Consider the following 20,414-nt stretch of genomic DNA (forward strand, 5'->3'; position numbering starts at 1 on the left):
CACCCTCGAAGACCCCACCGATCATTACCATCCCTATCCATGGGGCAGGCAGATCTCGTCGTGACCGGAACCATCCTGACCGTCGACGAGGCCCGGCCCACCGCCGAGGCGCTCGCCGTGGCCGACGGCCGGATCGTCGCCGTCGGGACTCGTGCCGAGGTCGCCGACGCCATCGGCCCGGACACCCAGACCGTCGACGTCGGTGACGGCTGCGTCATGCCGGGATTCGTTGAGGCCCACGGCCATCCGCTGATGGAGGCGGTCGCCCTGTCGGACCGCCTCGTCGACATCCGCCCGGTCACCATGCGCAGCGCCGACGACGTCGTCGCCGCGGTGCGTTCCGAGGTCGCGCGGCGCGGATCCGACGGCGCCTACCTCAACGGCTGGGATCCGCTGCTGCAGAACGGACTTCCGGAGCCGACGCTGAACTGGCTCGACGGCATCGCGCCCGACACCCCGCTGGTGATCATGCACAATTCCGGGCACAAGGCGTACTTCAACTCGCGCGCCGCCCAGCTGCACGGCCTCGACCGCGACACCCCCGACCCCAAGGGCGCCAAGTACGGCCGCGACGCCGACGGCGAACTCGACGGCACCGCCGAGGAGACCGGCGCGGTGTTCCCGCTGCTGGGCGGGGTCATCGACTTCGCCGACTATCCGCGGATGCTGCTCGCCGAATGCGCCCGGCTCAACCGCGCCGGGCTGACCACCTGCTCGGAGATGGCCTTCGACCCCGGCTTTCGGCCGCTGGTAGAAGGGCTGCGCTCCCAGCTGACGGTCCGGCTGCGGACCTACGAGATCTCCAACCCGCAAATGTCCACCGACGCCACACCCGGGCAGGGCGACGACATCCTGCGCCAGGTCGGCATCAAGATCTGGGTCGACGGCTCGCCCTGGATCGGCAACATCGACCTCTCGTTCCCGTACCTGGACACCGAGGCCACCCGCATCATCGGCGTCGCGCCCGGGTCCTGCGGCTGCGCCAACTACACGAAAGAGCAGCTGCACGAGATCGTCGGCGCCTACTTCCCGTTCGGCTGGCCGATGGCCTGCCACGTGCAGGGCGACGCCGGCGTCGACACCATCCTCGACGTCTACGAGGACGTCCTCAGGCGCCACCCGCGCGACGACCACCGGCTGCGGCTCGAACACGTCGGCGCCATCCGGCCCGAGCAGTTGCGGCGCGCCCACGACCTCGGCGTCACCTGCAGCATCTTCGTCGACCAGATCCACTACTGGGGCGACGTCATCGTCGACGGGCTGTTCGGCGAGGAGCGCGGAACCCGTTGGATGCCAGCGGGATCCGCGGTGGCCACCGGGATGCGGATCTCGCTGCACAACGATCCGCCGGTCACGCCCGAGGAGCCGCTGCGCAACATCAGCGTGGCGGTGACCCGCACGGCGCCCAGCGGCCGGGTGCTCGGACCCGAGGAGCGGCTGACGGTCGAGCAGGCGATCCGCGCCCAGACCATCGACGCCGCCTGGCAGCTGTTCTCCGACGACGTGATCGGCTCGCTGGAGGTCGGCAAGTACGCCGATCTCGTGGTGCTCTCGGGCGACCCGCGCACCGTGTCCCCCGAGCGGATCGCCGACCTCGACGTGCGGGCGACCTATCTGGCGGGCCGCCAGGTCTACAGCGCGTGACGCCGCCCCTCGAGGACCTGCTGGACCGCCTGCACGTGGTGGCGCTGCCCATGCGGGTGCGGTTCCGCGGCATCACCACCCGCGAGGTCGCGCTGATCGAGGGCCCGGCCGGCTGGGGGGAGTTCGGGGCTTTCGTCGAATACCAGCCGCCCGAGGCCGCGCACTGGCTGGCCTGCGGCATCGAGGCCGCCTACCGGCAGCCGCCGCCGGTCCGCCGGGACCGCATCCCGATCAACGCCACGGTGCCGGCCGTGCCCGCCGCCCAGGTGGGCGAGGTGCTGGCCCGCTTTCCCGGCGCGGGGACGGCCAAGGTGAAGGTCGCCGAGCCCGGCCAGACGCTGGCCGACGACGTCGCCCGGGTCAATGCGGTGCGCGACCTGGTGCCGACCGTGCGGGTGGACGCCAACGGCGGCTGGAGCGTCGAGCAGGCGGTCGAGGCGGCCGCGGCGTTGACCGCCGACGGCCCGCTGGAGTACCTCGAACAACCCTGCGCGACGGTCGGCGAACTCGCCGAGCTGCGGCGCCGCGTCGACGTGCCGATCGCCGCCGACGAAAGCATCCGCAAGGCCGAGGACCCGCTGGCCGTGGTCCGCGCCGGGGCGGCCGACATCGCGGTGCTCAAAGTCGCCCCGCTGGGCGGTATTTCGGCCATGCTCGCCATCGCCGACCAGATCGACATCCCCGTCGTGGTCTCCAGCGCGCTGGACTCGGCGGTCGGGATCGGCACCGGGCTGACCGCGGCGGCGGCACTGCCGCGGCTTCGGCACGCCTGCGGGCTGGGCACCGGCGGGCTGTTCGTGGACGACGTGGCCGAGACCGCCCCACCCGTCGACGGGCACCTGGCCGTGGGGCCGGTGACGCCGGATCCGGCGCGGCTGGCCGCGCTGGCGGCACCACCCGAGCGTCGGCAGTGGTGGATCGACCGGGTCAAGGCGTGCCATCGGTTGCTTGTACCGTCGTCCGGGTGATCAACCTGGCTTACGACGACCGCGGCTCCGGTGAGCCCGTGGTCTTTATCGCCGGCCACGGCGGCGCCGGACGGACCTGGCACCCCTATCAAGTCCCCGCGTTCCTGGCGGCCGGATACCGCGTCATCACCTTCGACAATCGCGGGATCGGCGCCACGGAGAACGCCGACGGCTTCTCGACGCAAACGATGGTCGCCGACACCGTGGCGCTGATCGAGGGGCTGAACGCCGCCCCCGCCCGCATCGTCGGAATGTCGATGGGCGCCTTCATCACCCAGGAACTCATGCTCGCCCGGCCCGATCTGGTCAGCGCGGCGGTCCTGATGGGCACCCGCGGCCGCATGGACCGTGCGCGGCAGTTCTTCCGCGACGCCGAGGCTGAGCTGGCCGACGCCGGCGTCACGCTGCCGGCCGCCTACGAGGCGAAAATCCGCCTGCTGGAAAACTTTTCCCGCAAGACGCTCAACGACGACACCGCGGTCGCCGACTGGATCGCGATGTTTTCCACCTGGCCGGTCAAACCCACCCCGGGCATGCGCGCCCAGCTGGACGTCGCGCCCTACACCAGCCGGTTGTCGGCCTACCGCAGCATCGCGACGCCGGTGCTGGTGATCGGCTTCTCCGACGACGTCCTGACGCCGCCGTATCTGGGCCGGGAGGTCGCCGACGCGCTGCCCAACGGCCGCTACATGCAGATCCCCGACACCGGGCACCTCGGGTTCTTCGAGCGGCCCGACGCCGTCAACGCCGCCATGCTCAAGTTCTTCGCCGAGCCGCGATAGGTGCCCGGCCGAGCCGACGTAGGCGCCCTCGCCGAGCCGAGGTAGGCGCCGAGCGTCGACTTGTGGGGCGAAATCGCGGTGATTTGCCCCAACAACTCCACGCTCGACGTGTGCTAAGCGGGCTGTGACACCCTGTAGGAGTGAACCCCTCGACGACCCAGGCTCGCGTGGTCGTTGACGAGCTGATTCGCGGCGGCGTCCGCGACGTGGTGTTGTGCCCGGGTTCGCGGAACGCGCCGCTCGCCTTCGCGCTGCAGGACGCCGACCGGTCGGGCCGGATCCGGCTGCACGTCCGCATCGACGAACGCACCGCCGGCTACCTGGCCATCGGCCTGGCGATCGCAGCCGGCGCGCCGGTGTGCGTCGCCATGACGTCCGGCACGGCCGTGGCCAACCTGGGCCCGGCCGTGGTGGAGGCCAACTACGCGCGGGTGCCGCTGATCGTGCTGTCGGCCAACCGGCCCTACGAACTCCTGGGCACCGGGGCCAACCAGACCATGGAGCAGCTGGGCTACTTCGGCACCCAGGTTCGGGCCACCATCAGCCTGGGCCTCGCCGAGGACGCCCCCGAACGGCTGGACGCGCACAACGCCACCTGGCGCTCGGCCACCTGCCGGGTGCTGGCGGCCGCCACCGGATCGCGCACCGCCAACGCGGGACCCGTCCAGTTCGACATCCCGCTGCGCGAACCCCTGGTGCCGGATCCCGAACCCCGCGGCGCGGTGCTCCCGCCGGGCCGCCCGGGCGGCCGGCCATGGACCTACACCCCGCCGGTCACCTTCGACCAGCCGCTGGAGATCGACCTGACGCCCGACACGGTCGTCATCGCGGGCCACGGCGCCGGCACCCATCCCGCCCTCGCCCAGCTGCCCACCGTGGCCGAACCGACCGCGCCCGCCCCCGAAAACCCGCTGCACCCCCTGGCGCTGCCGTTGCTGCGGCCCAAGCAGGTGATCATGCTCGGCCGCCCGACCCTGCACCGCCCGGTGTCGGCGCTGCTGGCCGACCCCAAGGTGCCGGTGTTCGCGCTGACCACCGGCCCCCGCTGGCCCGACGTCTCGGGAAACTCGCAGGCCACCGGCACGCGGGCGGTCACCACCGGGGCGCCGAACCCGGCGTGGCTGCACCGGTGCGCCGAGACGAACCGGCACGCGAACGACGCGGTGCGGGGCCAGCTCGCGGCGCACCCGCTGACCACCGGTTTGCACGTCGCGGCGGCGGTGGCCGCCGCGCTGCGGCCCGGCGACCAGCTGGTGCTCGGGGCGTCCAACCCGGTCCGCGATGCGGCGCTGGTCGGCCTGGACACCCACGGCATCCGGGTGCGCTCCAACCGCGGGGTCGCCGGGATCGACGGCACCGTGTCCACCGCGATCGGGGCGGCACTCGCCCACGAACGCGTGGGCGACCCGGACAACCCGGCGCGGACCGTCGCGCTGATCGGCGATCTGACCTTCGTGCACGACAGCTCCGGGCTGCTGATCGGCCCCACCGAACCCACCCCGCGCCGCCTGACCATCGTGGTCTCGAACGACAACGGCGGCGGCATCTTCGAACTGCTCGAGCAGGGCGACCCCCGGTTCTCCGACGTGTCGTCGCGGATCTTCGGAACCCCGCACGACGTCGACGTGGGGGCGCTGTGCCGCGCGTATCACGTGGAGAGCCGCCAGATCGAGGTCGACGAATTGCACGCCGCCCTCGACGATCCCGGCCCCGGGATGCGGGTGCTGGAAGTCAAGGCGGACCGCTCCTCGTTGCGGCAGCTGCACGCCGCCATCAAGGCGGCGCTGTGAGGCGCGCATAGATGGCGAGATCCCCAAAGGTTCTGCTGCACTTACTGATTCACGGACGCAGCGACGAACCTCCGAAAACGCCTGCCAGGATCGCGTTGCGATGGGCCCGGATCGCGGTGCTGATCGTCGCCGGCCTGGTCACGCTGCAGTCGGTGCTGCTGGTGGCCGGCGCGTGGCGCAACGACCTTGCGATCACCCACAACATGGGCGTCGCGCAGGCGGAGGTGCTCAGCGCCGGGCCGCGCCGCTCCACCATCGAATTCGTCACGCCCGAGCGGGTCACCTACCGCCCCGAACTCGGGGTGCTCTACCCGTCCCACCTGGCCACCGGGATGCGAATCTACGTCGAGTACAACAAGAACGACCCGAACCTGGTCCGCGTGCAGCACCGCAACGCGGGGCTGGCGATCATCCCGGCGGGGTCCATCGCGGTGGTGGCCTGGCTCGGGGCGGCGGCGCTGCTGGTGGCGCTGGCGCTGCTGGACAAGTGGCTGGACCGCCGCGCCGAAACCGCCGAACCTGCAAATTTCGCGTGACGGACGCCCGGAGGCAACCTTGTCGACAGGCGGCGCTGAGACGGTGATGGGGTGCGCGTTGCCATCGTCGCGGAATCTTTCCTGCCGGAAGTCAACGGTGTCAGCAACTCGGTGATCCGGGTGCTCGAGCACCTGCGCCGCACCGGCCACGAGGCCCTCGTCATCGCCCCCGACGCGCCACCCGGCGAACCGCCGGCGGAGCGCATTCACGACGGCATCCGCGTGCACCGGGTGCCCGCACGGATGTTCCCGAAGGTGACCACGCTGCCGCTCGGCGTGCCGACGCCCCGGCTGGTGAGCGTCCTGCGCGGATTCGACCCGCACGTCGTGCATCTGGCGTCGCCGGCGCTGCTGGGGTATGGCGGGGTGCGCGCGGCGCGGTGGTTGGGGGTGCCGACGGTCGCGGTGTATCAGACCGACGTCCCGGGTTTCGCGGCCAGCTACGGCATCCCGATGACGGCGCGGGCCGCGTGGGCCTGGTTCCGGCACCTGCACGGCCTCGCCGACCGCACGCTGGCGCCGTCCACGGTGACGATGGAAGCGCTTGTCGCCCATCGTTTTCCACGGGTGCACCGGTGGGCGCGCGGCGTCGACGTGCTGCGGTTCGCGCCGTCGGCGCGCGACGAGGCGCTGCGGCGGCGGTGGTCACCGCACGGCAAGCCCATCGTCGGGTTCGTGGGCCGGCTCGCGCCCGAAAAACACGTCGAGCGGCTCGCCGGGCTGGCCGCCGGCGGCTCGGTGCAGCTCGTCATCGTGGGTGACGGCGTCGACCGCGACAAACTGCAATCGGCAATGCCGACAGCGGTTTTCACGGGTGCGCTCTACGGCGACGAGCTCGCCGCGGCGTACGCCAGCATGGACGTGTTCGTGCACCCCGGTGAGCACGAGACGTTTTGTCAGGTCGTGCAGGAAGCGCTGGCGTCGGGGTTGCCGGTCATAGCCCCCGACGCCGGCGGCCCACGTGACCTCGTCACCCCGTGGCGTACCGGTCTGCTGTTGGGGGTCAACGAGTTCGAGGCCCGGCTGCCCGAGGCCGTCGCGCACCTGCTCGCCGAACGGGCGCGCTACGCGCCGGCCGCGCGGCGCAGCGTCGTCGGCCGCAGCTGGTCGGTGATCTGCGACGAGCTGCTCGGCCACTACGAGGCGGTGCTGTCGCCGTTCGAGCGGCGCCGGCTGTCCGCCAGGCGGTACGCGCAGGGGGAGTGACGGCGCGATCAGCCCTGCGCCAACTCGGCGACGGGTTGCCATTCCTCCCAGTTGCGGAGCCGGCTCTCGTAGTCGGCCTTGGCCGTCTCCAGCGGGGACGAGCCGAAAAAGACTCGCAGCGGCGGCTTTTCGGCGTCGACCACCTTCAGTAGCGCGGCCGCCGAGGCGGACGGGTCGCCCGGGCTGGCCCACCGCCGGCTGCGTTCGGCCTCGACGGCCGCGCGGAGGTCGTCGTAGGCCGGCAGCCGCTCGGCGTGCCTGGCCGAGGCGCCGGCCCAGTCGGTGTCGAAGCCGCCCGGCTCGATCAGCGTGACGTGCACACCGAACGGGGCGACCTCCTGGGCCAGCGCCTGGGAAAAGCCTTCCAGCGCCCATTTCGACGCGTGGTAGATGCCGACCAACGGGAACGCGGTGATGCCCCCGATCGAGGAAACCTGGATGATGTGGCCGCTGCCCTGCTCGCGCAGGTACGGCAGCGCGGCCTGGGTGATCCACAGTGCGCCAAAGACATTGGTGTCGATCTGGTCGCGGGCGTCTCGCTCGGAGAGTTCCTCGACGAACCCGAACTGCCCGTAGCCGGCGTTGTTCACCACGATGTCGAGACGGCCGAAGTGGTCGTGCGCCCGCTTGACGGCCGCGAAGTCCGCGGCGCGGTCGGTCACGTCCAACTGGATCGGCAACAGCGCGTCGCCGTGCTTGCGCACCAGATCGTCCAGCGACGCCGTATCGCGCGCGGTGGCGGCGACCCTGTCGCCCCGCTCCAGCGCCGCGATCGCCCACGCCCGTCCGAATCCGCGCGATGTACCGGTGATGAACCACACTTTGTCAGTCACGCAGAGTTGCAACGCTGCTGTCGCCGCGGAATTCCCTGGGGGTACCGTCCGTGTGGTGAGCCGCGCCGAGTTGGACAAGGACCCCCGCGACGTCGCGTCGATGTTCGACGGCGTCGCCCGGCGCTATGACCTGACCAACACCGTGCTCTCGATGGGCCAGGACCGCCACTGGCGCAAGGCCACCCGGGCGGCGCTGGAGATCGGGCCGGGCCAGCGGGTGCTGGACCTCGCCGCGGGCACCGCGGTATCGACCGTCGAGCTGAAGAAATCCGGGGCGTGGTGTGTGGCCGCCGATTTCTCGGTGGGCATGCTGGCGGCGGGGGCGGCGCGCCACGTGCCGAAGGTTGCCGGCGACGCCACCAGGCTGCCGTTCGCCGACGACGTATTCGATGCCGTCACAATCAGTTTCGGGCTACGCAACGTCGTCGACACCCAGGCCGCGCTGCGCGAGATGGCGCGCGTCACCCGCCCGGGCGGCCGATTGGTGGTGTGCGAGTTCTCCACCCCCACCAACGGCATGTTCGCCACCGTCTACAAGGAGTACCTGATGCGCGCGCTGCCGCGGGTGGCTCGCGCGGTGTCCAGCAACCCCGAGGCCTACGTGTACCTGGCGGAGTCGATCCGGGCGTGGCCCGATCAGGAGGGGTTGGCGCAGCAGCTCACCCAGGCCGGCTGGGTGGGAGTGCGGTGGCGCAACCTGACGGGCGGCATCGTCGCCCTACACGCCGGGCACCTGCCCCCGCGCTGAGACGGAGTTAGTGGTTGCCGGCCGCTTGGACGACGTCGATGTGCTCCGGGCAGTAGTGGTCGACCGCCGCGCCCAAGAACTGCAGCGACTGGCCCTCGGTGGTGCCGCGCGGCAGGTTGCGCTGGATGAACGTCGCGGACTGGTGGGCGTCGTGGTCGACGCCGTGGTCGATCCGGTCGCAGGTGATCTTGCCCAGCCAGGCCAGTTGGTCCTGCGGCTGGTAGATGCCGAACCCGTTGACCGTGTTCTTGAACGGCGCGTCGTAGTCGCTGGGCGGCGACGGCGTCCGCGGGGTCGGGTACGGCGCCGTCGGCGGCGGGTCCGCCTGGGCGGGCGCGGAGAGCGGCGCCGGCGCGGCCAGCGCGAAAGCAGCAACAGCAGCGGCAGCGGCACCGATAGTAGCCAGCATCGTTCCCTTCATTAGCTGGACTATACACGCCCGGTTCCGGCCGCGCCGACAAACGGCGGGCGCCGATCGTGCGTCCCGGCAGGGCGGCCGCGCCCTCCGACCAGCGGCGATGCGGGCGCGGCTCAGCTGAACGGGGTGCGGCGGTCGATCAGCCGGGACAGCCGGCCACCGCCCCGCCAGGCCCGCGCGACCCAGTCCGCGTCCTCGTCGGTGACCAGGTTGGCCATCACCCGCACGGCGATGGTCATCAGCGTCGTCGAGCGCATCGCGATCGGCCCGGTCGCGGGCAGGAATCGCTGAAAGGTCAGTAGCAGCGCCAGCCGGCGCGCCACCGAGAAGCCGCGACCGTAGTGCTCCCGCAGCAGCGACGGCCACGCCTGCGACAGGTCGCGGCCGTCCAGCAACTCTGCGGCCAGCCGGCCCGTCTCCAGCCCGTAGTCGATGCCTTCGCCGTTGAGCGGGTTCACGCACGCCGCGGCGTCGCCGATCAGCATCCAGTTGGGCCCGGCGACCCCGGACACCGCGCCGCCCATCGGCAGCAGCGCCGACGACACCGCCCGGGGCGGGCCGACAAAGCCCCACTCGTCGCGGCGCAGGTCGGTGTAGTGGTCGATCAGCGGCCGCAGCGCCAGATCGGCGGGTCGTTTCGACGTCGACAACGCCCCGACGCCGATGTTCACCTCGCCGTTGCCGAGCGGAAAAATCCAGCCGTAGCCGGGCAGCACTGTGTCTTTGGAGCCGTCGGGTCCGCGCAGCTCGAGATGCGAGGTCAGCCAGGGGTCGTCGGCGCGCGGCGTGCTCAGGTACCCGCGGGCCGCCACGCCGTACACCGTCTCCTGGTGCCAGCGCCGGCCCAGCTTGCGCCCCAGCGACGAACGGGCGCCGTCGGCCACGATCAACTGCCGGCACCCGACCTCGGTGCCGTCGGCCAAGGTCAACGATGTCACCCGTCCCGATGAGTCATGTTGCACGCCAACGGCTTTGGTGCCCAGCAGCATCCGCGCCCCGGAATCCTCCGCGACTTTGCGGATCCGGTCGTCCAGCTCGACGCGGGCCACCGCGCTGCCGGTCGACGGGAAGGACGGGCCGGGCCAGTCCACCTCCACCTCGCCGCCGAACCCGCTCATCCGCAGCCCGCGGTGCCGGATGCGGGCGTCCAGCCAGTCCCCGAGCCCCAGGCGTTCGCACTCGGCGACCGCGCGCGGGGTCAGCCCGTCACCGCAGGCCTTGTCGCGGGGGAAGCTCGCCGAATCGATGACCAGGACCTCGCGGCCCGCGCGCGCGGCCCACGCCGCCGCCGCCGAACCGGCGGGTCCGGCGCCCACCACCACCACGTGGGCTCGGGTCGCTCCCGTGTTCATGCACACCAGTATGTTTGGTCCCGTGAATACTCCGGCGACGGTGGTGGCGGGCGTTGATCTCGGCGACGCGGCCTTCGCGGCGACGGTGCGCGACGGTGTCGGGCGGATCGAGCAGCTCATGGACACCGAACTGCGCAGCGCCGACGAGATCATGACCGAGTCGCTGACCCACCTGTTCAAGGCCGGCGGCAAGCGGTTCCGGCCGCTGTTCACCGTGCTGTCGGCACAGCTGGGGCCCAATCCCGACGCCGCGGACGTGACGATCGCCGGCGCCGTGATCGAGCTGGTGCACCTGGCCACGCTGTATCACGACGACGTGATGGACGAGGCCGAGGTGCGCCGCGGCACGCCCACCGCCAACGTGCGCTGGGGCAACAACGTCGCGATCCTGGCCGGCGACTATCTGTTCGCCACCGCCTCGCGGCTGGTGTCCCGGCTGGGGCCCGAGGCGGTGCGGCTGATCGCCGAGACGTTCGCCCAGCTGGTGACCGGGCAGATGCGCGAGACCCGCGGCCTGACGGGGGCGGCCGAGGGGGCGGACCCGATCGAGCACTACCTGAAGGTGGTCTACGAGAAGACCGCGTGCCTGATCGCCGCGGCGGGCCGCTTCGGCGCGATGTTCTCGGGCGCCGACGCCGACCAGGTGGAGCGGCTGAGCCGCCTCGGCGGCATCGTGGGCACCGCCTTCCAGATCTCCGACGACATCATCGACATCGACAGCGACTCCCGCGAGTCCGGCAAGCTGCCCGGCACAGACGTGCGCGAGGGCGTACACACCTTGCCGATGGTCTACGCGCTGCGCGAACCCGGTCCCGACGCGGCGCGGCTGCGCGAGCTGCTGGTCGGGCCCATCGACGACGACGCGACGGTGGCCGAGGCGCTGGCGCTGCTGCGGGCGTCGGAGGGCATGGCCAAGGCCAAGCGGTCGCTGCAGGATTATGCGGCGCAGGCACACCAGGAGCTGGCGCTGCTGCCCGACGTGCCCGGCCGGCACGCGCTGCAGACGCTGGTCGACTACACCATCAGCCGGCACGGCTAGCGCGTCACGGAACTCCTTCGGCCGTCTCGGGCGTTCAATAGTCGACAATGAACGAGTGTTCCGGAGTGTGCTCCGGAATGTCCTAGGAGGACACCGATGACCTGGCATCCGCATGCCAACAGGTTCAAGACGTTTGCCCTCTTGGTCGGCATGTCCGCGTTGATCGTGTTTGTGGGCTCGCTGTTCGGCAAGACCGCGATGTTTCTCGCGGTGCTGTTCGCCATCGGCATGAACGTCTACACCTACTACAACAGCGACAAGCTGGCGCTGCGGGCGATGCATGCGCAGCCGGTCTCCGAGCTCCAGGCGCCGGCGATGTACCGGATCGTCCGGGAGCTGGCCACCGCCGCGCACCAGCCGATGCCCCGGCTGTACATCAGCGACACCAACGCGCCCAACGCGTTCGCGACCGGCCGCAATCCGCGCAACGCCGCGGTGTGTTGCACCACCGGCATTTTGGGCATCCTCACCGAACGCGAGCTGCGCGCCGTGCTGGGACACGAGCTGTCGCATGTCTACAACCGCGACATCCTGATCTCCTGCATCGCCGGTGCGATGGCGTCGGTGATCACCGCGCTGGCCAACATGGCGATGTTCGCCGGCATGTTCGGCGGCAACAGCCGCGACGGCGAGAATCCCTTTGCGCTGCTGCTGGTTTCGTTGCTCGGCCCGATCGCGGCGACGGTCGTGCGCCTCGCGGTGTCCCGGTCGCGGGAATACCAGGCGGACGAATCGGGCGCGGTGTTGACCGGCGACCCGCTGGCCCTGGCGTCGGCCCTGCGCAAGATCTCCGGTGGGGTCCAGGCGGCCCCGCTCCCACCCGAGCCCCAGCTGGCCAGCCAGGCACACCTGATGATCGCCAGCCCATTTCGGGCCGGCGAGCGGATCGGGTCGCTCTTCTCGACGCACCCGCCGATCGAGGACCGCATCCGCCGCCTCGAGCAGATGGCCGGGCGGTAGGAAACGGCGGTAAAACGCCGCGTGCACACCGGCCGAACCGCACGTAACATCGGAGTTAGCTGTAGTCCTTGGCTTTCCGTTGATGGAAGCGGTGATGGCGATGTCGCACTCTGACTCGATCGATATTCATGAAGCTGGGCTGGCGCTGAATCTGCCCGATTTGATCTTCGAGACCCGTGCCGGTGCCGGGATGAACCAGGAACAACTGGCGCACGCACTGGGCACCACCCGCGAGGCCGTGGCCGCGTGGGAGAGCGGGGACGAGGTGCCGCGCGTCGACGTGCTGCAGCGCCTGGCGCAGGTGTGCGGCAAGCGGCTGCACATCAGGATCGACGTCGACTGAGCGCGGGGCGCGCAATTACGCTGCGGCCCCGGGCGCCTGGGCCTCGACCAGCGGTTCGTCCGCGGCGCGGTGACCCGTCTCCATCACACCCCGGATTTCGACGGTCCCGCCTGTCGCCTCGTGCTGCCGCTGCCAGTCGGTAATCGTTTGGTGCGCAGCGTGATCGAGGTAATGGACCGAGATCGCCACCGTCACCGTCGCGCCCCGCGGAACCGACGTCAGCATCCGCGTCAGCCTCGGGAGCGCCAGGAAGGTGCAGGCCGCGCCCTCGATCGTCACCCGCCATTCGTCGCCAACCGGCTCCGCCTCGATCTTGGCCCGGATCACCCGCCATCCGGTCAGCGCGATGGCCAGTGCGAGGCCGATCAGCACGCCGTGCAGCAGATTGAGGAAGATGACGCTGACGGCGGTCACCACGTACACGGCGAGATCGCCGTGCTTCATTGCGGTTTCGATGTGCGCCGGCTTGAGCAGCTGGACGCCGATGACGATCAGCAGACCGGCCAGCGCGGCGGTGGGGATCTGCTCGACCAGTCCGGCGAACGGAATGGTGAACAGCAGGATCCAGACGCCGTGCATGATCGCCGACGCCCGGGATTTGGCGCCCGCGTTGACATTTGTGGAGCTGCGGACGATGACCCCGGTGATCGGCAGCCCGCCGACGGTCCCCGAGATGATGTTGGCGGCGCCCTGTCCCACCAGCTCCCGGTTGAAGTCGGTGCGTGGCCCGTTGTGCATCCGGTCGACCGACACCGCCGACAGCAGGCTCTCGACGCTGGCAATGAGCGCGACGGTGATCACCCCGACGGTGAACGCGCCCCAGTTGCCGTGGGGAAGGTCGGGCAGCCTCAGCGCGTCCAGCGGTGACCCCTCGAGGTCGATCCGGCGCACGTGAAACGGGAAGACGACCGAGAGCGCGGTGACCGCCACGATCGCGACCAGGGGACCCGGTACCCGGCGAGCCTTGGCGGGCACCCACCGCCAGGCGACCATGATGACGATCACCAGGACGCCCAGGATGACCCCCGGCCGGTGCGCACCGACGACCTGCCCGGGCAGGCCGATCAGGTTGTGCCAGGCGGTGCTCTTGGATTTTCCGCCCAGCAACACGTGCGCCTGCTGCAGGGCGATCGTGATGCCGATGCCGGCCAGCATGGCGTGCACGACGACCGGTGAAATCGCCAGGGCGGCGCGCGCCACGCGGCTCAGCCCCAACAGCACCTGCAGGGTCCCGGCGGCGACGGTGATCAAACACGTGATGCCCCAACCGAACTCGAAAACCAGCCCGGCGACGATGACGGTCAGCCCGGCCGCGGGGCCGCTGACTTGCAGCGGGGAGCCCCCCACGCTGCCGACGACGATGCCCCCGACGACCGCGGCGATCAGGCCGGCGAGCACCGGGGCGCCCGAGGCGATCGCGATTCCCAGCGACAGGGGGAGCGCGACCAAAAAGACCACCAGCGAGGAGGGCAGGTCGTGCCGGATGATGCCGCGCAGCCGGTCGGCGCGTGACGCGGTGGGGAGCCGATCGCCCGCCCGTTCAATGTCTTGCATCGGTCACGTCCCTCGGTGGGAGTTTGCGGGGGATGTTCCGATATCCGCCCTTCTTGCGGCCAGTTACATCTTCGTAACGGGTTGGCGTGCAGCGGATTACATCCGGACGACGAGCAGGATCGCAACCGGAAAATCACTGACTACCTGGTCTGACGGTATTTTGCTGGCAAACGGGGGTCAAGCGGACGTGAGCGGCCCATAGAGAACGCAAAGATTTGAATTTGGCCAGCCCGCGACGCCCAGGTCAGAAGCCCGCGCCGTGCACCTCGTGGCCGGGCACCTCGGCGATCAGGCCGCGGTAGGCCTCCTCGACGGACGAGCCGTGGTTGATCACGGCGTCGACCTCACGGGCGATGGGCATGGTGAGGCCGAATTCGTTGGCAAACTCCATGATCACGCTGGCGGCCTTGACCCCCTCGGCGACCTGGTTCATCGAGGCGATGATCTCGTCGATCGGTTTGCCCGCCCCCAGTTGTTCACCGACGTGACGGTTGCGGCTGCGCTGGCTGGTACACGTGACGATCAGGTCGCCCAGCCCGGCCAGCCCCGGGAAGGTGTCCGGGTCCCCACCCACCGCGACGCCCAGCTTCGTCATTTCCCGCAGCGCGCGGGCGATGACCAGCGCGCGGGTGTTTTCGCCGATGCCCAGCGAGTACCCCATGCCGACGGCGATGGCGAACACGTTCTTCAAAGCCCCGGCCATCTCGGCCCCGATGACGTCGTCGGTGGTGTACACGCGGAAGCGCCTGGTGCGGAACAGCCCGGACAGCCGCGTCGCCAGATGCTGGTCGGGCATGGCCAGCACCGCGGCGGCGGCGTAACCCTCGGCGACCTCGCGCGCGATGTTCGGACCGGCCAGGATGCCCGCGGGGTGCCCGGGCAGCACCTCCTCGACGATCTGGGACATGCGCATGTTGGTGCCCTGCTCGAGGCCCTTGACCAGGGACACCACCGGCACCCACGGCCGCAGCTCCCGGGCCAGCTCGGTGAGCACCCCGCGGAAGCCGTGCGAGGGCACGCCCATGACCACGACGTCGGCGGAGTTCGCCGCCTCGGCGAAGTCGGTGGTGGCGCGCAGGGTGTCGCTCAGCTCGACGTCGTTGCCGAGGTAGCGACTGTTGCGGTGGTTGTCGTTGATGTCGCGGGCGGTCTCCTCGGAGCGCACCCACTGCAGCGTCGGCCCGCGGCGCGCGCAGATCGAGGCCACGGTGGTGCCCCAGCTGCCGCCACCGAGGACAACGACTTTGGGTTCGCGCTTCTCAGATGCCATGGCGATCAGCGTATTGCCGACATCTGAGATTTGGGAGTAGTTCACGAACTCCCGTGCGTGGCTATCCGGCCAGCGCGGCGCGGTCGGCGGTCCGGCCGAACACCATTGCCTCCTCGATGCGGTCGAAGCGGTAGTCGATGGCGTCGGCGAGATAGTTCTGCCGCACGTTCCACGGCCGCTTGGTGCCCGACTTAGGCAGCGCGTGCACCGAGCGCAACACGTAGCCGGCGTTGATGTCCCACGACGGCTTCTCGGTCATCGGCTCGTTGCCGCGGTGCGGGGCGGCGCGCGTGTAGCCGTGAGAGGCCATGTGCTCCATGAGTTTTGCCGTCGCCCGGGCGGTGATGTCGGCCCGCAGCGTCCACGACGCGTTGGTGTAGCCCACACACCAGAACAGGTTCGGCACGTCTTCGAGCATGTGCGCCTTGTAGACGAACCGGTCGCTGGTCTTGATCTCGTTGCCGTCCAGGCTGATCGTGGCCCCGCCCAGCGCCTGCAGCTGCAGGCCGGTGGCGGTGACGATGACGTCGGCGTCGAGGTGCCCGCCGGACTTGAGTGCGATGCCGGTCGCGTCGAAATGGTCGATGTGGTCGGTGACCACGTCGGCGCGCCCGGCGCTGATGGCCTCGTACAGGTCGGCGTCGGGGATCAGGCACATCCGCTGGTCCCAGGGGTTGTACCGCGGCTTGAAGTGGGTGTCGACGTCGTATCCGGCCGGCAGGCTGTTGATCGCCTTGCGCCGCAGCAGCCACCGCACGAACCCCGGCGCCTTGCGGGACAACGCGAAGAACACCGCCTCGGTCAGGGCGCTGTACATGCGGACGACCAGATGAGCGGGCTTGCGGGGCAGCAGTTTTCGCGCGACGGCGGCGACCGTGCCGTACTTGGACGCCGAGATGAGATAGGTGGGCGAGCGCTGCAGCATGGTCACTTTCGCGGCGCGGTCCGACAGCGACGGCAGCAGCGTCACCGCGGTCGCGCCGCTGCCGATCACCACGACCTTCTTGCCGGCGTAATCCAGGTCCTCGGGCCAGTGCTGGGGGTGCACCACCGTGCCCTGGAACTCCTCGATGCCCGGGAAGTCGGGGGTGTAGCCCTCGTCGTAGTTGTAGTAGCCGCTGCCGAAGAACAGGAAGCGGCCGCGGTAGAGCCTGCGCTCCCCGCCCTGTTCGACGGTGACCGTCCAGGTGTCGGTCGCGGAGTCCCAGTCCGCCGAGCGCACGTAGCTGTCGAACCGGATGTGGCGGTCGATGCCGTACTTGCGCGCGGTGGCCGCCAGGTACTCGCGGATGTGCACGCCGTCGGCCACGCCCTCTTCGCGGGTCCACGGCTCGAACGGGAAGGACAGCGTGAAGATGCTGCTGTCGGAGCGCACCCCGGGGTAGCGGAACAGGTCCCACGTCCCGCCGATCTGCGCGCGCCGCTCCAGGACGGTGTAGGTCAGCTGGGGATTGCGTTCGGTGATCCGGTAGGCGGCGTCAATGCCGGAGATGCCGGCGCCGACGATGATGACGTCGAAGTAGTCGGCCTCGGTCGCGCCGTGGCCGGCGGCCTCCTGGGGCGTCACGGTCATCGTGAACCTCGCTCAAATTGTGGGACTCGTCACTAGCCTAGAGACCCACCGGTTGGTCGGGCTAGGAAGTCGCGAAACCGCGCGGGCCGCACCGTCGCGCTCGCGACCGGCGATCACCGGTAGTTGACGAACTGCAGCGCCACGTCCAGGTCGGCCTGCTTCAGCAGCGCTTGGACGGCCTGCAGGTCGTCGCGCTTTTTGCTGGTGACCCGGATCTCGTCGCCCTGGATCTGGGTCTTGACGGACTTGGGGCCGTCGTCGCGGATCAGCTTGGTGATCTTCTTGGCGTTCTCGCTGCTGATGCCCTGCTTGAGCGAGCCGCTGACCTTGTAGGTCTTGCCGGAGGCCTGGGGCTCGCCGGCGTCGAAGGCCTTCATGGAGATGTCCCGGCGGATCAGCTTCTCCTTGAAGACGTCGACGGCCGCCTTGACGCGTTCCTCGGTGGACGACGTCAGCTCGATAGCCTCGTCGCCCTTCCAGGCGATCGTGGTGTCGGTGCCGCGGAAGTCGAACCGCGTGGCCAGCTCCTTTGCGGCCTGGTTGAGCGCGTTGTCGACCTCCTGGCGATCCACTTTGCTGACGATGTCGAACGATGAGTCCGCCATGCATTCCGTCCCTTCATCCGGTGATAGGCGTTTGTGCTTTGTCTACTCGCTCGTTGTAACCTGTCTGGCGGCAGGTTGCCCGAGCGGCCAATGGGAGCGGACTGTAAATCCGTCGCGAAAGCTTCACAGGTTCGAATCCTGTACCTGCCACCACAGTTTTTGGTAGGCCCGCGCGCCGTCGCACACCGTGAATTTCGGTTTGCCGGGGCGCAGTCGTGTGGCGCACCGCGCGGTCGTTCCGCCCGCCGCGATTCCCGGTCGCCCGGCCGGCCGACCAGGGGCCGGCGGCGACGTTGTGCGACACGTGCGCAATTTCTACAAATTGGTTGTAAAAATTTGCGCCACGTCGGTGTGGCGGGCCCCGGGGCGGGTATCGCTGTGAGAGCGCGATTTGTAGGGGGCGACATGTCTATCAGTCCCGCCACACTCTCAATACTCCGCGAGTGCCGCACGGCACTGGCGACGGCGCGCGAATCGGCCCTCGCCGCGCAGGCCGGCCTGGCCGGCGTCCGCAAGGCCCGCGCCGCCGAGCTGGCCGAGAAGATCGCCGATGCCATCGCCTTCGCCGACCGGCTCTGCTTCGTCGTCCAATGCGACCTGCGCGCCGGGCAGTGACCTTCGAGCGTCAACGCCAAGCCAGGCACCCTCCCGGTTCGACTCCTCCAACCCATCGACCGGGAGGGTGTCTTCTGCCCAACCAGGACAGCGTGTTTCAGGCCGGATGCAGGCTGACGGGCACCCCCGAGTAGCGCACCATGCCGGTCACCACGTCGATGTCGTCCTTGTTGGTCAGGCGGTTGACGTTGGCCGCGTGGTGGCCGTGCGGGATCGACACCGCCCCGCGCCGAATGGAGTCGTCGACCTTGGCGATGCCGGTCAGTTCGCCGTTCGCGCTGCGCACCGTCACCTTCTGCCCGTCGGCGACACCCGCGGCGGCGCCGTCCTCGGGGTGGATGAGAACCTCGGGGGCTTCGCCGAGAAAATCCAGCTGCCCGTTGAGCTTTCGGCGCTGCCGGCGCGGCACCAGCACCAGCGGCGCGGGCGGTTTTAGGCCCGCGAGTTGGTCCACCAGCAGCGGCGGCGCCAGCCGCCAGCCGCCCATCCGCGCGACGTGCTCGTCGACCCAGGCCGCGGGCAGCTCGCGCGGGGCCTCGGCCCAACCCACCGCCGCCACCTCGTCGAATCCCGTTCGGGCGCCGGCCAACAGGACGGCGAGCACGTCGTCGTCGGTGCTGGTGTCGGGATCGCCGAGATTGCCGAGCTCGTAGCCGAGCCGGCGGCCGAGTTCGGCGAACACCCACCACATCGAGCGGCGTTCGCCGACCGGCTCGACGACGGCCGGGCTGTATTGCACGGACACATGCGAACTCAGGATGTCGTGGATGGTGATGTCGGGGCGTTCCAGCGGGTCCTTGGTGGGCAGGACGTGGGTGGCCAGCTCGGTGGTCTCGTTGTTGATGATCTCGGTGGTCGCGAACACCTCGAGGATCTGTAGGGCCGGAATCAGCTTGCCGGTCTCGGGGAACGAGGTGACCAGGCTGCCGCCGACGTTGATCAGGGCGCGGATGTTGCCCGCGGCGATCTCGTCGGGCAGCGCCGCGCAGGGCCACTCGTTGATGAACGCCTGCGCCTCGGGGCGGCTGCGCGGTCCCGGACCGAAGGATCCCTCGATCGGCGTGACGGGCAAAAACTCGCCGAAAGTCTCGAGCTGGTAGGCGAATCCGGGGTGAAACCACGTCCCGCCGGGCCGGTTCATCGCGCCGGTGAGGATCATCAGCACCCAGGCGAGCCACTGCGTGACGTTGGCGCGCTCGGCGGTCATCGTGACGCCGGTGCCGGTTTCGACCGCAACGCACTTGGCGGCCCGCACGCCCGCGCACAACCGGGTCAGGTCGGCCTCGGCGACATCGGCCAGCTTCGCGGTGTGCTCGAGCGTGAACGGCTCGACCGCGCGCGCCAGCTCGTCGATGCCCTGCACGGGGACGTCGGATTTCATTCCGTCGCGCAGGATCTCGCGCACCAGGTAGGCGAGGACGGCGTGGTCGGTGCTGGGCCGCGGCGCCAGATGGGCGGTGGCCAGCCGGGCGGTCTCGGTGCGGCGGGGATCGATCACCCACACCTGCCCGCGCCGCGCGATCTCGCGCACCGTGCCGGTCGGATTGGGCATCGAGATCGCATGTCCATGCGAGACAACGGGATTGACGCCGACGAGCATCAGGAAGTCGGCGTTGTCCAGGTCGGTCCGGCCCGATAGCCCCATGAATCCGCCGACCAGATCCGAGACCAAAGGCTTGGCGGTGCCGTCGATGGTCAAGGGGCTGAACTTGGCCGGTGTGCCAATCGCGGCGTGCAGCGCCTCGGCCATGCGGAAGCCGGCGCTTTCCATGGTGGAGAAGTAGAACGCGACCGATTGCGGCCCGTGCCGGTCGATGATGTCCTTCAGCCGCGTGCCCAGGTCGTCGAGGCAGGCGTCCCACGTGGTGTCGCGCAGGCGGCCGTCCGCCCGCATCCTCGGGCGTTCGAGCCGGTCGGGGTGGTGGTGCAGCTGCGGCAGGGCGCGGCCCTTCGGGCAGGTGTAACCGCGGGAAAAGGGATGGTCCTGATCGCCGCGAACGCGGAGCACCTCGTCACCCTCGACGTCGACGAGGATGCCGCAGACGGAGGTGCAGACGCGGCAGAAGCTACGCACCGTTTGCATACTTGGGCAACGTACTCTCGCAATTCGAGAACGCCTATCGCATTTTCGAGAATGACGGCACATTTTCGGCCAATGGCGCTCTCCGGCAAACGCCC

19 protein-coding genes and 1 tRNA gene are annotated in these 20,414 nt (G+C 70.0%); 12 read left to right on the forward strand and 8 right to left on the reverse strand.

Annotated elements, in window-relative coordinates; all coding sequences use genetic code 11:
* Positions 1 to 39 precede the first annotated feature (39 nt).
* The 6 genes from QGN30_RS05820 to QGN30_RS05845 all read left to right on the forward strand — a co-directional run bounded on the left by QGN30_RS05820 (position 40) and on the right by QGN30_RS05845 (position 6,926).
* A complete protein-coding gene (locus QGN30_RS05820; protein ID WP_009951863.1) occupies positions 40 to 1,644 on the forward strand; it encodes an amidohydrolase in 1,605 nt (534 codons plus the stop codon).
* Between the two features lie 50 nt (positions 1,645 to 1,694).
* Positions 1,695 to 2,612, forward strand: coding sequence for an o-succinylbenzoate synthase (locus tag QGN30_RS05825; RefSeq protein ID WP_373307938.1), 918 nt, complete (start codon positions 1,695 to 1,697; stop codon positions 2,610 to 2,612).
* Positions 2,609 to 3,394 (forward strand): alpha/beta fold hydrolase, encoded by a 786-nt coding sequence (locus QGN30_RS05830; protein WP_009951861.1) that lies wholly within the window; start codon positions 2,609 to 2,611, stop codon positions 3,392 to 3,394. Before QGN30_RS05825 ends, QGN30_RS05830 begins: the two co-directional genes overlap by 4 nt.
* A 140-nt stretch (positions 3,395 to 3,534) precedes the next feature.
* Positions 3,535 to 5,184, forward strand: a complete 1,650-nt coding sequence (gene menD, locus QGN30_RS05835; protein ID WP_201406308.1) for a 2-succinyl-5-enolpyruvyl-6-hydroxy-3-cyclohexene-1-carboxylic-acid synthase — start codon at positions 3,535 to 3,537, stop codon at positions 5,182 to 5,184.
* Positions 5,185 to 5,195: 11 nt separating this feature from the next.
* Entirely contained in the window at positions 5,196 to 5,720 is a 525-nt protein-coding gene (locus tag QGN30_RS05840; protein WP_036389758.1) for a DUF3592 domain-containing protein, read from the forward strand.
* A 51-nt stretch (positions 5,721 to 5,771) separates the two neighbouring features.
* On the forward strand, positions 5,772 to 6,926 hold the full coding sequence (locus QGN30_RS05845; RefSeq protein WP_095562933.1) for a glycosyltransferase family 4 protein: 1,155 nt from the start codon (positions 5,772 to 5,774) through the stop codon (positions 6,924 to 6,926).
* An 8-nt stretch (positions 6,927 to 6,934) separates the two neighbouring features.
* On the opposite strand, the gene QGN30_RS05850 is transcribed toward QGN30_RS05845, so the two are convergent.
* On the reverse strand, positions 6,935 to 7,759 hold the full coding sequence (locus QGN30_RS05850) for an SDR family oxidoreductase (RefSeq protein ID WP_095562932.1): 825 nt from the start codon (positions 7,757 to 7,759) through the stop codon (positions 6,935 to 6,937).
* 55 nt (positions 7,760 to 7,814) lie between these two features.
* On the opposite strand from QGN30_RS05850, the gene QGN30_RS05855 reads away from it, so the two are divergent.
* Entirely contained in the window at positions 7,815 to 8,507 is a 693-nt protein-coding gene (locus QGN30_RS05855) for a demethylmenaquinone methyltransferase (RefSeq protein WP_095563061.1), read from the forward strand.
* A gap of 7 nt (positions 8,508 to 8,514) precedes the next feature.
* Here the strand turns inward: QGN30_RS05855 and QGN30_RS05860 are convergent, their stop codons facing one another.
* Complete coding sequence (locus QGN30_RS05860; RefSeq protein ID WP_008261015.1) at positions 8,515 to 8,928, reverse strand: DUF732 domain-containing protein; 414 nt, start codon at positions 8,926 to 8,928, stop codon at positions 8,515 to 8,517.
* Between the two features lie 110 nt (positions 8,929 to 9,038).
* Positions 9,039 to 10,277 carry a menaquinone reductase gene (gene menJ / locus QGN30_RS05865; protein WP_248913420.1) on the reverse strand — a complete coding sequence of 413 codons (1,239 nt, stop codon included), beginning with the start codon at positions 10,275 to 10,277 and terminating at the stop codon, positions 9,039 to 9,041.
* A 22-nt stretch (positions 10,278 to 10,299) separates the two neighbouring features.
* Between menJ and grcC1 the strand changes: the two genes are divergently transcribed.
* From grcC1 to QGN30_RS05880, 3 genes are all read left to right on the forward strand, one after another.
* Positions 10,300 to 11,316, forward strand: a complete 1,017-nt coding sequence (grcC1, locus tag QGN30_RS05870; RefSeq protein WP_095563060.1) for a nonaprenyl/(2E,6E)-farnesyl/geranylgeranyl diphosphat synthase — start codon at positions 10,300 to 10,302, stop codon at positions 11,314 to 11,316.
* 96 nt (positions 11,317 to 11,412) lie between these two features.
* Positions 11,413 to 12,276 carry a zinc metalloprotease HtpX gene (gene htpX / locus QGN30_RS05875; protein WP_008261012.1) on the forward strand — a complete coding sequence of 288 codons (864 nt, stop codon included), beginning with the start codon at positions 11,413 to 11,415 and terminating at the stop codon, positions 12,274 to 12,276.
* 82 nt (positions 12,277 to 12,358) lie between these two features.
* Entirely contained in the window at positions 12,359 to 12,619 is a 261-nt protein-coding gene (locus tag QGN30_RS05880; protein ID WP_042913551.1) for a helix-turn-helix domain-containing protein, read from the forward strand.
* Positions 12,620 to 12,634: 15 nt separating this feature from the next.
* Here the strand turns inward: QGN30_RS05880 and QGN30_RS05885 are convergent, their stop codons facing one another.
* The 4 genes from QGN30_RS05885 to QGN30_RS05900 all read right to left on the reverse strand — a co-directional run bounded on the left by QGN30_RS05885 (position 12,635) and on the right by QGN30_RS05900 (position 17,621).
* A complete protein-coding gene (locus QGN30_RS05885) occupies positions 12,635 to 14,173 on the reverse strand; it encodes a SulP family inorganic anion transporter (protein ID WP_198347144.1) in 1,539 nt (512 codons plus the stop codon).
* Between the two features lie 244 nt (positions 14,174 to 14,417).
* Positions 14,418 to 15,443: an NAD(P)H-dependent glycerol-3-phosphate dehydrogenase gene (locus QGN30_RS05890; protein ID WP_008261006.1), complete on the reverse strand. Its 1,026-nt coding sequence runs from the start codon at positions 15,441 to 15,443 to the stop codon at positions 14,418 to 14,420.
* A gap of 61 nt (positions 15,444 to 15,504) precedes the next feature.
* Positions 15,505 to 17,016 carry a flavin-containing monooxygenase gene (locus tag QGN30_RS05895; protein WP_248913419.1) on the reverse strand — a complete coding sequence of 504 codons (1,512 nt, stop codon included), beginning with the start codon at positions 17,014 to 17,016 and terminating at the stop codon, positions 15,505 to 15,507.
* 113 nt (positions 17,017 to 17,129) lie between these two features.
* Positions 17,130 to 17,621: a YajQ family cyclic di-GMP-binding protein gene (locus QGN30_RS05900; protein WP_008261003.1), complete on the reverse strand. Its 492-nt coding sequence runs from the start codon at positions 17,619 to 17,621 to the stop codon at positions 17,130 to 17,132.
* Between the two features lie 69 nt (positions 17,622 to 17,690).
* On the opposite strand from QGN30_RS05900, the gene QGN30_RS05905 reads away from it, so the two are divergent.
* Positions 17,691 to 17,774: transfer RNA gene (locus tag QGN30_RS05905), tRNA-Tyr, on the forward strand.
* Positions 17,775 to 18,026: 252 nt separating this feature from the next.
* Positions 18,027 to 18,236, forward strand: coding sequence for a hypothetical protein (locus QGN30_RS05910; RefSeq protein ID WP_009951849.1), 210 nt, complete (start codon positions 18,027 to 18,029; stop codon positions 18,234 to 18,236).
* Between the two features lie 97 nt (positions 18,237 to 18,333).
* Here the strand turns inward: QGN30_RS05910 and QGN30_RS05915 are convergent, their stop codons facing one another.
* The gene (locus QGN30_RS05915; RefSeq protein ID WP_248923245.1) at positions 18,334 to 20,319 is read right to left on the reverse strand and encodes a molybdopterin-containing oxidoreductase family protein; all 1,986 of its coding nucleotides are present in this window, start codon (positions 20,317 to 20,319) and stop codon (positions 18,334 to 18,336) included.
* Between the last annotated feature and the right edge of the window lie 95 nt (positions 20,320 to 20,414).

It is taken from the genome of Mycobacterium sp. 3-98 (assembly GCF_035918355.1).
GTDB classification, from domain to species: domain Bacteria; phylum Actinomycetota; class Actinomycetes; order Mycobacteriales; family Mycobacteriaceae; genus Mycobacterium; species Mycobacterium intracellulare.